This window comes from Pseudomonas sp. Pso3, from assembly GCF_055393275.1.
Map to the genome: position 1 here is coordinate 1,094,522 of NZ_AP043687.1, position 12,928 is coordinate 1,107,449.

10 protein-coding genes are annotated in these 12,928 nt (G+C 67.0%); all 10 read left to right on the forward strand.

Annotated features, from left to right (window positions below):
- Window positions 1-42 precede the first annotated feature (42 nt).
- The 10 genes from ACZ5R1_RS05140 to ftsA all read left to right on the forward strand — a co-directional run bounded on the left by ACZ5R1_RS05140 (window position 43) and on the right by ftsA (window position 12,884).
- On the forward strand, window positions 43-1,737 hold the full coding sequence (locus ACZ5R1_RS05140; protein WP_371099671.1) for a peptidoglycan D,D-transpeptidase FtsI family protein: 1,695 nt from the start codon (window positions 43-45) through the stop codon (window positions 1,735-1,737).
- Window positions 1,734-3,203 (forward strand): UDP-N-acetylmuramoyl-L-alanyl-D-glutamate--2,6-diaminopimelate ligase, encoded by a 1,470-nt coding sequence (locus ACZ5R1_RS05145; protein WP_288407453.1) that lies wholly within the window; start codon window positions 1,734-1,736, stop codon window positions 3,201-3,203. The genes ACZ5R1_RS05140 and ACZ5R1_RS05145 overlap by 4 nt, the downstream gene beginning before the upstream one ends.
- Window positions 3,196-4,563: a UDP-N-acetylmuramoyl-tripeptide--D-alanyl-D-alanine ligase gene (locus ACZ5R1_RS05150; RefSeq protein WP_288407451.1), complete on the forward strand. Its 1,368-nt coding sequence runs from the start codon at window positions 3,196-3,198 to the stop codon at window positions 4,561-4,563. The genes ACZ5R1_RS05145 and ACZ5R1_RS05150 overlap by 8 nt, the downstream gene beginning before the upstream one ends.
- Window positions 4,563-5,645, forward strand: coding sequence for a phospho-N-acetylmuramoyl-pentapeptide-transferase (gene mraY, locus ACZ5R1_RS05155; protein WP_007162057.1), 1,083 nt, complete (start codon window positions 4,563-4,565; stop codon window positions 5,643-5,645). Before ACZ5R1_RS05150 ends, mraY begins: the two co-directional genes overlap by 1 nt.
- A 59-nt stretch (window positions 5,646-5,704) precedes the next feature.
- Window positions 5,705-6,994 carry a UDP-N-acetylmuramoyl-L-alanine--D-glutamate ligase gene (gene murD / locus ACZ5R1_RS05160; RefSeq protein ID WP_464713264.1) on the forward strand — a complete coding sequence of 430 codons (1,290 nt, stop codon included), beginning with the start codon at window positions 5,705-5,707 and terminating at the stop codon, window positions 6,992-6,994.
- Window positions 6,994-8,193, forward strand: a complete 1,200-nt coding sequence (ftsW, locus tag ACZ5R1_RS05165; RefSeq protein WP_027600273.1) for a putative lipid II flippase FtsW — start codon at window positions 6,994-6,996, stop codon at window positions 8,191-8,193. Before murD ends, ftsW begins: the two co-directional genes overlap by 1 nt.
- Complete coding sequence (gene murG / locus ACZ5R1_RS05170) at window positions 8,183-9,253, forward strand: undecaprenyldiphospho-muramoylpentapeptide beta-N-acetylglucosaminyltransferase (protein ID WP_007162054.1); 1,071 nt, start codon at window positions 8,183-8,185, stop codon at window positions 9,251-9,253. Before ftsW ends, murG begins: the two co-directional genes overlap by 11 nt.
- Before the next feature lie 34 nt (window positions 9,254-9,287).
- Entirely contained in the window at window positions 9,288-10,703 is a 1,416-nt protein-coding gene (gene murC, locus ACZ5R1_RS05175) for a UDP-N-acetylmuramate--L-alanine ligase (protein ID WP_007162053.1), read from the forward strand.
- Between the two features lie 65 nt (window positions 10,704-10,768).
- Window positions 10,769-11,623 (forward strand): cell division protein FtsQ/DivIB, encoded by an 855-nt coding sequence (locus ACZ5R1_RS05180; RefSeq protein WP_007162052.1) that lies wholly within the window; start codon window positions 10,769-10,771, stop codon window positions 11,621-11,623.
- A 16-nt stretch (window positions 11,624-11,639) separates the two neighbouring features.
- A complete protein-coding gene (gene ftsA, locus ACZ5R1_RS05185; protein ID WP_007162051.1) occupies window positions 11,640-12,884 on the forward strand; it encodes a cell division protein FtsA in 1,245 nt (414 codons plus the stop codon).
- Window positions 12,885-12,928 lie beyond the last annotated feature (44 nt).

A 12,928-nucleotide genomic window follows, 5' to 3' on the forward strand; every position in this document is an offset into this window, starting at 1 on the left:
CTGCCATGGCGCTTCAGCCTCATCATCGGGCTGTTGCTGGTCATGGTCGGCACCATCATCTGGCGCATCGTCGATCTGCACGTGATCGACCGGGCCTTTCTGAAGGGGCAGGGCGATGCGCGCAGCGTGCGCACCATCCCCATTCCCGCGCACCGCGGCCTGATCACCGACCGCAACGGCGAACCCCTGGCCGTGAGTACGCCGGTCACCACCCTGTGGATCAATCCCAAGGAGCTGCTTGGCGCCGAGGATCGCTGGGCGACCCTGGCCGATGCCGTCGGCCAGCCACGGGCGGAACTGGCCAAGCGCATCGAGCAGAACGCCAGCAAGGAATTCCTCTACCTGGCCCGCGGCCTCACGCCCGAGCAGGGCGATGCGGTGATGACCCAGGTCAAGGCGCACAAGATTCCCGGTGTCTACGACATCGAGGAATTTCGGCGTTTCTATCCGGCGGGTGAAGTGGCGGCCCATGTGGTCGGCTTCACCGACATCGACGACCACGGGCGCGAGGGCATCGAACTGGCGTTCAACGAGTGGCTGTCCGGCGTGCCGGGTCGTCGCCAAGTGGTCAAGGATCGCCGCGGTCGGTTGATCCGCGATGTCCAGGTCGCCAAGAACGCCAAGCCGGGCAATACCCTGGCGCTGTCCATCGACCTGCGCCTGCAGTATCTCGCGGCGCGCGAACTGCGCAACGCCCTGACCCAGTTCGAAGCCGAGGCCGGCAGCCTGACCATCGTCGACGTCAAGACCGGCGAGGTCCTGGCGATGGTCAACATGCCCACCTACAACCCCAACAATCGCCGCAGTCTGGAACCGGCCGCCATGCGCAACCGGGCGATGATCGACGTGATGGAGCCCGGTTCGGTGATGAAGCCGATCTCCATGACCGCCGCGCTCGCCAGCGGCCGCTGGAAGCCCACCGACAAGGTCAACGTCTATCCCGGTTCGCTGCAGATCGGTCGCTACACCATCAAGGACGTCTCCCACAGCGACGGCGCCCTGGACCTGACCGGCATCCTCATCAAGTCCAGCAACGTCGGCATGAGCAAGATCGCCTTCGACGTCGGTGGCGAGAACATCTACAACGCCATGCGCGCCGTCGGCCTCGGCCAGGACACCGGTCTGGGCTTTCCCGGCGAGCGGGTCGGCAATCTGCCCAACCATCGCAACTGGCGTCCGGCCGAGACCGCGACCCTGTCCTATGGCTATGGCCTGGCGGTGACCGCCGTGCAACTGGCCCACGCCTATTCGGTGCTGGCCAACGACGGTCGCTCGGTGCCGCTGTCCATGGTGCGCCTGGACAAGGCCCCGCCCAGCGATCAGGCAGTGGAAGAACGCGTTGCCAAGACTCTGCAGGGCATGTTGCAACAGGTCGTGGAAGCCCCCGGTGGCGCCTTCCGCGCCCAGGTGCCGGGCTACCACGTCGCCGGCAAGAGTGGTACCGCGCGCAAGACCAGCACCGGTACCCGTGGCTATGCCGAGAATTCCTATCGCTCGCTGTTCGCCGGCTTCGGCCCCACCAGCAATCCGCGCCTGGCCGCGGTGGTGGTGATCGATCGTCCCAGCAAGGGCGGCTACTACGGCGGCGTGGTCTCGGCGCCGGTGTTCAGCCGCGTGATGTCCGGTGCCCTGCGCCTGATGAACATCCAGCCGGACAACCTGCAGCCGCTGCCCGTGCAGCAGGCCCAGGCCCAGGCTGCCGCCAAACCGCTGCTGGTCGGGGAGCGTGATCGATGAGCCGTCTGCTGACCGACCTCCTGCCTGAAGCCACCGCCGCCGTCGATATCGGCGGTCTGGCGCTGGACAGCCGCGAAGTCCGCCCGGGCTCGCTGTTCCTCGCCATTCCCGGTCTGCACAGCGACGGCCGCGCCCATATCGCCGCTGCCGCCGAGCGCGGAGCCGCGGCCATCGCCTACGAAGCGAAGGACGCCCCTGCGCTGCCGACCCTGGACATTCCCCTGATTGCCGTCGAGGGTCTGGCCGCCCAGCTTTCCGCCATCGCCGGGCGTTTTCACAACGAGCCCAGCCGGCGCCTGGCGCTAGTCGGCGTCACCGGTACCAATGGCAAGACCAGTGTCAGCCAGCTGATCGCCCAGGCCTGCGACCTGCTCGGTCAGCGTTGCGGCATCGTCGGCACCCTGGGTAGCGGCTTTTATGGCGCCCTGGCCGAAGGCCGCCATACCACGCCGGATGCCCTCAAGCTGCAGGCGACCCTGGCCGAACTGGCCGAGGGTGGCGCCGCCACCGTGGCCATGGAAGTCTCTTCCCATGGCCTGGCCCAGGGCCGGGTGGCGGCGCTGGCCTTCAAGGTCGCGGTCTTCACCAATCTCTCCCGCGACCACCTCGATTATCACGGGACCATGGTCGCCTATGGCGAAGCCAAGGCCCAGCTGTTCGCCTGGCCCGGGCTCGGCACCCGCGTCCTCAATCTGGATGACGCCTTTGGCCGCGAGCTGGCGGCTCGCCCCAGCCCGGCCGCGACCCTGACCTACAGCCTGAGCGATCCGGCCGCCAGCCTCCATTGCCAGGCCGTCCAGTTCGACGACCACGGCGTGCGCGCCCAGCTGGTCACCGCCCAGGGCACCGGCGAGCTGCGCAGCCAGCTGATCGGGCGCTTCAACCTGAGCAATTTGCTGGCCGCCATCGGTGCCCTGCTGGGTCTCGGTCATGCACTGGCCGACATCCTCGCCATCCTCCCGCAGCTGCAGGGCCCGGCCGGACGCATGCAGCGCCTGGGCGGCGCTGGGCGGCCGCTGGTGGTGGTGGACTACGCCCACACCCCCGACGCCCTGGACAAGGTGCTCACCGCCCTGCGGCCCCATGTGGGTGCCGAGGGTCGTCTGGTCTGCGTGTTCGGCTGTGGCGGCGATCGCGATCGCGGCAAGCGACCGGAGATGGCCGCGGTGGCCGAGCGCCTGGCCGATCAGGTGGTGGTGACCGACGACAACCCCCGTACCGAGGATCCGGCCGCCATCGTCGCCGACATCCGCGCCGGCTTCGCACAGCCCGAGCAGGTGAGCTTCGCCGGCCGGCGCGAGGTGGCGATCGCCCAGGCCGTGGCCGCGGCGACCGCCCAGGACATCGTGGTGCTGGCTGGCAAGGGCCACGAGCCCTACCAGGAGATCGCCGGTGTCCGCCATCCCTTTTCCGATCTCGACCAGGCCGAGCGGGCCCTGACCGCCTGGGAGCGACAGCATGCTTAGATCCTACACCCTCACCGAAGTGGCCGAGGCCCTGACCGGCAACCTGCTGGGCGCCGATGCCCTGTTCGACGGCGTCGGCACCGACAGCCGCAAGGCCGTGGCCGGACAGCTCTTCGTCGCCCTGACCGGGCCGCGCTTCGATGGTCATGCCTATCTGGCCGACGTGGCCACCCAGGGCGCCGCAGCGGCTCTGGTCGAGCGTGCCGTCCTCGAGGTGCACCTGCCCCAACTGGTGGTGGCCGATACCCGCCTGGCGCTGGGTCGCCTGGGCGCCTTCAATCGTGACCTATTCCAGGGCCGGCTCGCCGCCGTGACCGGCTCCAGTGGCAAGACCACGGTCAAGGAGCTGCTCGCCGCCATCCTGCGTCAGCAGGGCGCCACCCTGGCCACCCAGGGCAATCTGAACAACGACCTGGGCGCGCCCCTGACCCTGCTGCAACTGGCCGCCGAGCACGCCTATGGCGTCATCGAGCTGGGTGCTTCCCATGTTGGTGACATTGCCTACACCGTGAGCCTGACACGCCCGGATGTCGTTATCATTACCAACGCCGGCCAGGCCCATGTGGGCGAATTCGGCGGCGTCGATCGTATCGTCGAGGCCAAGGGCGAGATCATCGAAGGCGTGGGCGAGGGTGGCACCGTGGTGCTCAATCGCGACGACGCGGCCTTCGAGACCTGGCAGCGCCGCGCGGCCGGTCGCAAGGTCGTCGCCTTCGGCCTGGATGCCCGCGCCGATGTCCGCGCCAGCGCGGTCACCCTGGACGCCCAGGGCCGCCCGAGCTTTCTCTTGCACACCGCCCAGGGCGAGGCGCCGGTCACCCTGCAACTGCTGGGTGCCCACAACGTCGGCAACGCCCTGGCCGCGGCCGCCGCCGCCCTCAGCCTGGGCCTGGAGCTGGCAACCGTCGCCCGTGGCCTCGCCACCGCGGCACCGGTCCAGGGCCGCACCCTGACCCGCACCAGCCAGCGCGGTGCCCAGGTCATCGACGACAGCTACAACGCCAACCCTGCGTCGGTGAAAGCCGGGATCGACCTGCTGGCGGCCCTGCCGGGCCGTCGGGTGGTGGTCCTGGGCGACATCGCCGAGCTGGGCGAGTGGACCGAAGAGGGCCATCGCGACGTGGGCGAGCATGCCCGCGGCAAGGTGGACGCCTTCTACAGCGTCGGTCCCGCCATGGCCCATGCGGCCCGCGCCTACGGCGCCGAGGCGCGGCATTTCACCGATCGCGAACAGCTGATCGAGGCCCTGGCGGACGAGGACCGGGCCGGAACCACCCTGCTGATCAAGGGATCCCGCAGCGCCGCGATGGACAAGGTCGTCGCCGCGCTCTGCGCCATTAATACCGAGGAGAAACACTGATGCTGCTGCTGTTGGCGGAGTTCCTGCAACAGTTCTACAAGGGCTTCGCCGTCTTCCAATACCTCAGCCTGCGCGGCATTCTGGGCGTCCTGACCGCCCTGTTGCTGTCGTTGTGGCTCGGCCCCTGGATGATCCGCACCCTGCAGATCCGCCAGATCGGCCAGGCCGTGCGCAACGATGGCCCCCAGTCGCACCTGTCCAAGTCCGGCACCCCCACCATGGGCGGCGCCCTGATCCTGACCACCATCGGCATCAGCACCCTGCTGTGGGCCGATCTGCACAATCGTTACGTCTGGACCGTGCTGGCGGTGACCTTCCTGTTCGGCGCCATCGGCTGGGTCGACGACTATCGCAAGGTGATCGAGAAGAACTCCCGGGGCCTGCCCAGTCGCTGGAAGTACTTCTGGCAATCGGTATTCGGCCTGGGGGCGGCGATCTTCCTCTATGTCACGGCCAAGGCGCCCATCGAAACCACGCTGATCCTGCCGCTGCTGAAGAACATCGAAATCCCGCTGGGGATTTTCTTCGTTGTGTTGACCTACTTCGTCATCGTCGGCTCCAGCAACGCGGTCAACCTCACCGACGGCCTCGACGGCCTGGCGATCATGCCCACCGTGATGGTCGGCGGCGCCCTGGGCATCTTCTGCTACCTGTCGGGCAACGTGAAATTCGCCGACTACCTGCTGATTCCCTATGTGGAGGGTTCCGGCGAGCTGATCGTCTTCTGCGGCGCCCTGATCGGCGCGGGCCTGGGGTTCCTCTGGTTCAACACCTATCCGGCCATGGTCTTCATGGGTGACGTCGGCGCCCTGGCGCTGGGCGCCGCCCTGGGCACCATCGCCGTGATCGTCCGTCAGGAAGTGGTGCTGTTCATCATGGGTGGCGTCTTCGTCATGGAGACCCTCTCGGTGGTCATCCAGGTCGCCTCCTTCAAGCTGACCGGCAAGCGCGTCTTCCGCATGGCGCCGATCCACCACCATTTCGAATTGAAGGGCTGGCCCGAACCGCGGGTCATCGTGCGCTTCTGGATCATCACCGTGATCCTGGTGCTGTTCGGTCTCGCCACCCTGAAGCTGAGGTAATCGCAGTGCTCATCGCTTCCGACCAGTTCCGTATCGTCGTCGGCCTCGGCAAGAGTGGCATGTCGCTGGTGCGCTTTCTCGCGCGCCGGGGCGTGCCCTTTGCCGTGGCCGACACGCGGGAACAGCCGCCGGAACTCGCGACCCTGAGAACCCAGTATCCCCAGGTCGAGGTGCGCTGCGGCGAGCTGGATGCCGACTTCCTGGCCCGCGCCGCCGAACTCTACGTGAGTCCCGGCCTGGCCCTGGAAACGCCGGCGCTGCAGGAGGCCGCCGCCCGCGGCGTGCGGCTGTCCGGCGACATCGACCTTTTCGCGCGCCATGCCCAGGCACCCATCGTCGCCATCACCGGTTCCAACGCCAAGAGCACCGTCACCACCCTGGTGGGCGACATGGCGCGGCGCGCCGGCAAGCGCGTGGCCGTGGGGGGCAACCTGGGCACCCCGGCACTGGATCTGCTGGCCGATGACGTCGAGCTCTATGTGCTGGAGCTGTCGAGCTTCCAGCTGGAAACCTGCGAGCGGCTCAACGCCGAGGTCGCCACGGTGCTGAACCTCAGCGAAGACCACATGGATCGCTACACCGGCATGCCGGCCTATCACCAGGCCAAGCACCGCATCTTCCGCGGCGCCCGCCAGGTGGTGGTCAATCGCGACGATGCGCTGTCGCGGCCGCTGATCGGCGAGGGCGTGCCCTGCCTGACCTTTGGCCTGGGGCGTCCGGATTTCCGTGCCTTCGGCATTCGCGAGGAGGAGGGCCGCCGCTATCTGGCGCTGGCCTTCGACAACCTGCTGGATGTCGAGGAACTCAGGATCCGCGGTACCCACAACCACAGCAATGCCCTGGCTGCGCTGGCACTCGGCCAGGCCGCCGGTCTGCCCATAGCGCCCATGCTGGAGGCCCTGCGCGCCTTCCCGGGGCTGGAGCACCGCTGCCAGTGGGTGGGCGAGGTCGCGGGCGTCAACTACTACAACGATTCCAAGGCGACCAATGTCGGTGCGGCGCTGGCCGCCGTGGAAGGCCTGGGCGACGACATCGCCGGCCAACTGGTGCTGATCGCCGGCGGCGACGGCAAGGGTGCCGATTTCAGCGCCCTGCGCGAACCCATCGCCCGTCACTGCCGCGCCGTGGTGCTGCTGGGGCGTGATGCCGCGCGGATCGCCGAGATCCTGCCGGCCACCGTGCAGCAGCTGCGCGTCGCCACCCTGGAAGAGGCCGTGGCCGAGAGCCGTCGGCTGGCCCAGCCGGGCGACGCCGTGCTGCTGTCGCCGGCTTGCGCCAGTCTCGACATGTTCCGCAATTTCGAAGAACGCGGACGGCTGTTCGCCCAGGCCGTGGAGGCATTGGCATGATCCTCAGCCTGCTGCGTCCCTATCCCTCGCCGCTGGCGAGCCGCCATGGCATCGACCTGGACTTCCCGCTGCTGGCCGGCTGCCTGTTGCTGCTCGGCCTCGGTCTGGTGATGGTGACCTCGGCGTCTTCCGAGGTGGCCGCCGCCCAGTCCGGCAATCCGCTGTACTTCATGTACCGCCACCTGATCTATCTGGCGATCGGCTTCGTCTCCTGCGGCGTGGTGATGCTGATCCCCATGGCCACCTGGCAGCGCTTCGGCTTTCCGCTGCTGATCATCGCCTTCCTGCTGCTGGTAGCGGTGCTGGTGCCCGGCATCGGTCGCGAGGTGAACGGCTCTCTGCGCTGGATCGGCTTCGGCATCTTCAACGTGCAGCCTTCGGAGATCGCCAAGGTCTTCGTGGTGCTCTATCTGGCCGGCTACCTGGTCCGTCGCCAGCATGAGGTACGCCACACCTGGGCCGGCTTCTTCAAGCCCTTCATCGTGCTCCTGCCGATGGCCATGCTGCTGCTGCGCGAACCCGACTTCGGCGCCACCGTGGTGATGATGGGCGCTGCCGGCGCCATGCTGTTCCTCGGCGGCGTCGGCCTGTTCCGCTTCCTGCTGATGGTCGCCCTGGCGGTGCTGGCGGTGTTCGTGCTGGTGCAGACCCAGTCCTACCGGATGCAGCGCCTGATCACCTTCACCGATCCCTGGGCCGATCAGTTCGGTTCCGGCTACCAGCTGACCCAGGCGCTGATCGCCTTCGGTCGCGGCGGCTGGACCGGCCTCGGACTGGGCAACAGCATCCAGAAGCAGTTCTATCTGCCCGAAGCCCATACCGACTTCCTCTTTGCCGTACTGGCCGAAGAGCTGGGGCTGATCGGCGCCATGGCCACCGTCGGCCTGTTCCTCTTCGTCTGCGTGCGCGGCCTGTTCATCGGTCACTGGGCCGAGCAGTCCAAGCAGTTCTTCTCGGCCTACGTGGCCTATGGCCTGTCGATGCTGTGGATCGGCCAGTTCCTGATCAACATCGGCGTGAACGTCGGCCTGCTGCCGACCAAGGGCCTGACCCTGCCGTTCCTCAGCTACGGCGGCAGCTCCCTGGTGATCTGCTGCGTGAGCATGGGCCTGCTGCTGCGCATCGAATGGGAGAGACGCACCTTGGTGGATACCGAGGATGTGGAATTCACCGAAGAGGATTTCGCCGATGTCCGCTAACGTCCTCATCATGGCCGGCGGTACCGGCGGGCACGTCTTCCCGGCCCTGGCCTGCGCCCGTGAATTCGAAGCCCGCGGCTATACCGTGCACTGGCTGGGTACCCCACGCGGCATCGAGAACGACGTGGTGCCCAAGGCCGGCATCACCCTGCACCACATTCCGGTCACCGGGTTGCGGGGCAAGGGCGTGCGCTCCCTGGTGAAGGCGCCGTTGCAGCTCAGTGGCGCGCTCATGCAGGCCATCGGCCTCATGCGCCGGCTCAAGCCGGTCTGCGTGCTGGGTCTGGGTGGCTTCGTCACCGGTCCGGGTGGCCTGGCCGCCAAGCTGTGCAACATCCCGCTGGTGATCCACGAACAGAACGCCCACGCCGGCACCGCCAATCGCCTGCTGGTGCCCATGGCCGCGCGCGTCTGCGAGGGGTTCGCCGATACCTTCCCGGCGTCCGCCAAGCGCCTGTCCACCGGCAATCCGGTGCGCGCCGAACTCTTCGCCCCGGTGACCCGTGCACCGCTGGAAGAGCGCGCCGCCAACCTGCTGGTGCTGGGCGGCAGCCTGGGCGCCGAGCCGCTCAACAAGCTCTTGCCCGAGGCCCTGGCGCAACTGCCGGCCGGACTTCGCCCGCAGGTCCGCCACCAGGCCGGTCGCCAGCACGCCGAGGTCACCGCCGAGCGCTATGCCAACGTCGCCGTGGAGGCCGATGTCCAGCCCTTCATCGCCGACATGGCCGCTGCCTATGCCTGGGCCGACCTGGTGATCTGCCGGGCCGGTGCCCTGACCGTCGCCGAGCTGACCGCCACCGGTCTGCCGGCGCTGCTGATTCCCCTGCCGCACGCCATCGACGACCACCAGACCAGCAATGCGCGCTTCCTGGAGCGCGCCGGTGCCGGTGTGGTGCTGCCGCAACATTCCACCCGCCCGGCGGATCTCGCCGCGCAGCTTACCGAGGTCCTGATGCATCCCGAACGTCTTGCCGGCATGGCCGCTCGCAGCCGAGCCCTGGCCAAACCCGATGCCACCCGTGCAGTCGTCGACGCCTGTCTGGAGGTTGCCCGTGGTTAAGTCGCAAAGTGCCATTCAGGCCGAAGTTCGGCGCATGCGCAGCATCCGGCGCATCCACTTCGTCGGGATCGGCGGCGTCGGTATGTGCGGCATCGCCGAGGTGCTGCTGAACCTGGGTTACGAAGTCTCGGGTTCGGACCTCAAGGAGTCCGCGGTGACCGCGCGCCTGCAGCAATTCGGCGCGCGCATCTACATCGGCCATCGCGCCGAGAACCTGGATCAGGTCGATGTGCTGGTGGTGTCCAGCGCTATCAACAGATCCAACCCGGAGGTCTCCGCCGCCCTCGAGCAGCGCATTCCCGTGGTGCCCCGCGCCGAGATGCTCTCCGAGCTGATGCGCTATCGCCACGGCATCGCCGTCGCCGGTACCCATGGCAAGACCACCACCACCAGCCTGATCGCCTCGGTGTTCGCGGCCGAAGGCCTGGACCCGACCTTCGTCATCGGTGGCCGCCTCAATGCCGCCGGCACCAATGCCCAGCTCGGCACCAGCCGCTACCTGATCGCCGAGGCCGACGAGAGCGACGCCAGCTTCCTGCACCTGCAGCCCATGGTCGCCGTGGTCACCAACATCGACGCCGACCACATGAGCACCTACGAGGGTGACTTCAACCGGCTCAAGCGCACCTTCGTCGACTTCCTGCACAACCTGCCGTTCTATGGCCTGGCCGTGCTCTGCGTCGACGATCCGGTGGTGCGCGAGATCATTCCCCAGGTCGCCCGGCCCACCGTCACCTACGGCACCGCCGAAGACGCCGACGTGCGCGCCGTGGACATCCGCCAGGAAGGCATGCGTACCCATTTCACCGTGCTGCGCGAAGGTCGCGCGCCCCTGGCGGTCTCGGTCAACATGCCGGGCGTGCACAATGTGCTCAACGCCCTGGCCACCATCGCCATCGCTACCGACGAAGGCGTCAGCGACGAGGCCATCCTCAATGGCCTGTCCGGCTTCCAGGGGGTAGGGCGGCGCTTCCAGGTGTACGGCGAACTGCCAGTCGCCGGTGGCAGCGTCATGCTGGTGGACGACTACGGCCACCATCCGCGCGAGGTCGCCGCGGTAATCAAGGCCGTGCGCGGCGGCTGGCCCGAGCGCCGGCTGGTGATGGTCTATCAGCCGCACCGTTTCAGCCGTACCCGCGATCTCTACGAAGACTTCGTCCAGGTGCTGGCCGATGCCAACGTCCTGCTGCTGATGGAAGTCTATCCGGCCGGCGAAGAACCCATTCCCGGAGCCGACAGCCGTCAGCTCTGCCACAGCATCCGCCAGCGCGGCCAGCTCGATCCCATCTACGTGGAGCGCGGCAGCAACATCGCCCCGCTGGTCAAGCCGCTGCTGCGCCCGGGCGACATCCTGCTCTGCCAGGGCGCGGGCGACATCGGCGCGCTGGCGCCGCAACTGCTCAAGCACCCACTGTTCGCCACTGCCGCGACCGCCGGGAGTTCGGCATGAGCCTTCATCCGTACAACCCCTTGCCGGCAACCGCTGTTGCCGGCGCGCACGTGGAGGGCTGAACCTTGGTCGCCACCCTACGTCACAACCAGCCCGGCTTCGGCCGGTCGCGCAACGCCGAGCAGCGGGGCGCCAGTCGCCTGGTCGCCGAAGAGCCGCTGTCGACACGCCTGCCACGCCCGAGCCTGGGGCTGCTCAAGCGCATCCTCTGGCCGTTCCTGCTGCTGGGGCTGGGCTTCGGTACCTACGAAGGTGCCCAGCGCCTGCTGCCCTATGCCGACCGGCCGATCGCCAAGGTCAGCGTCAAGGGCGACCTGTCCTACATCAGCCAGGGGGCGGTGCAGCAGCGCATCGCGCCCTTCGTCGGCACCACCTTCTTCCAGGTCGACCTGGCCGACATGCGCCACGAACTGGAAACCATGCCGTGGATCGCCCACGCCGAGGTGCGCCGCGTCTGGCCGGACGAGATCAGCATCCGCCTGGAAGAGCAGATGCCCATCGCTCGCTGGGGCGACGAGGCGCTGCTGAATAACCAGGGTGAGGCTTTTGCCCCGCAGGATCTGGCCAACTATGACAATCTACCGCGGCTGTACGGCCCCAAGCGGGCCCAGCAGCAGGTAATGCAGCAGTACCAGATGTTCAGCCAGATGCTCCGGCCGCTCGGTTACACCGTGTCGCGCCTGGAAATGCACGAGCGCGGCAGCTGGTACCTCACCACCGGTCAGGGCCTGGAACTGGTGTTCGGCCGCGACCAGCTGGTGGAAAAGATGCGGCGCTTCATGCGCCTGTACGATCAGGTGCTCAAGGCACAGATGGACAATATCGCGCGGATCGATCTGCGTTATCCGAACGGTCTGGCCGTGGCCTGGCGTGATCCCGCTGTCGCCGCCACCCCCGTGACCGAACCGGCCAAGCATTGAGGAGAAGTTTTTTACTATGGCAAGCGTGCAAAGCGGCAAGATGATCGTCGGCCTCGACATCGGCACTTCCAAGGTCGTGGCTCTGGTCGGCGAGGTGTCTTCCGATGGTCAGATCGAGATCGTCGGGATCGGCACCCATCCGTCGCGCGGGCTCAAGAAGGGCGTGGTGGTCAACATCGAATCCACCGTCGCCTCCATCCAGCGGGCCATCGAAGAAGCCCAGCTGATGGCCGGTTGCCGGATCCATTCGGCCTTCGTCGGCATTGCCGGCAATCACATTCGCAGCCTGAATTCCCACGGCATCGTGGCGATCCGCGATCGTGAAGTGAGCCCTGCGGACATCGAGCGGGTGCTCGATGCCGCCCAGGCGGTGGCCATCCCCGCCGACCAGCGCGTGCTGCACACCCTGGCCCAGGACTATGTGATCGACAACCAGGAAGGGGTGCGCGAACCCCTGGGCATGTCCGGCGTCCGCCTGGAAGCCAAGGTCCACGTCGTGACCTGCGCCGTCAACGCCGCGCAGAACATCGAGAAATGTGTTCGTCGTTGCGGCCTGGAAGTCGACGACATCATCCTCGAACAACTGGCGTCGGCCTATTCGGTGCTGACCGACGATGAAAAGGAACTGGGCGTCTGCCTGGTCGACATCGGCGGCGGCACCACCGATATAGCCATCTTTACCGAAGGCGCCATCCGCCATACGGCGGTGATACCTATTGCTGGCGACCAAGTCACAAATGACATTGCCATGGCCTTGAGAACCCCAACGCAATATGCCGAAGAAATCAAGATTCGGTATGCTTGTGCCTTGGCGAAACTGGCTGGACCGGGCGAAACCATCAAGGTGCCCAGCGTGGGTGACCGTCCGCCGCGAGAATTGTCGCGTCAGGCCCTCGCGGAAGTGGTCGAGCCCCGTTACGATGAGCTATTCACACTGGTGCAAGCGGAACTGCGCCGCAGTGGTTACGAGGATCTGATCCCCGCTGGGATCGTACTCACCGGTGGTACCGCGAAGATGGAAGGCGCGGTCGAGCTGGCGGAAGAGATTTTCCATATGCCGGTACGCCTGGGGGTGCCCCAGACGGTCAAGGGTCTGACTGACGTGATCAGCAACCCGATCTATTCCACAGGCGTCGGCCTGTTGCTCTATGGCCTGCAAAAGCAGACCGATCCCTTGCCGGTTGTTTCTGGCGGATATAGCAGCGAAACCAAATCCACAGTCCTGGAACGCATGAAGCGTTGGGTCCAGGGCAACTTGTAATTCACAATTAAACCGCGGCAGTAGGCGAAGATCCGAAAGGAAGA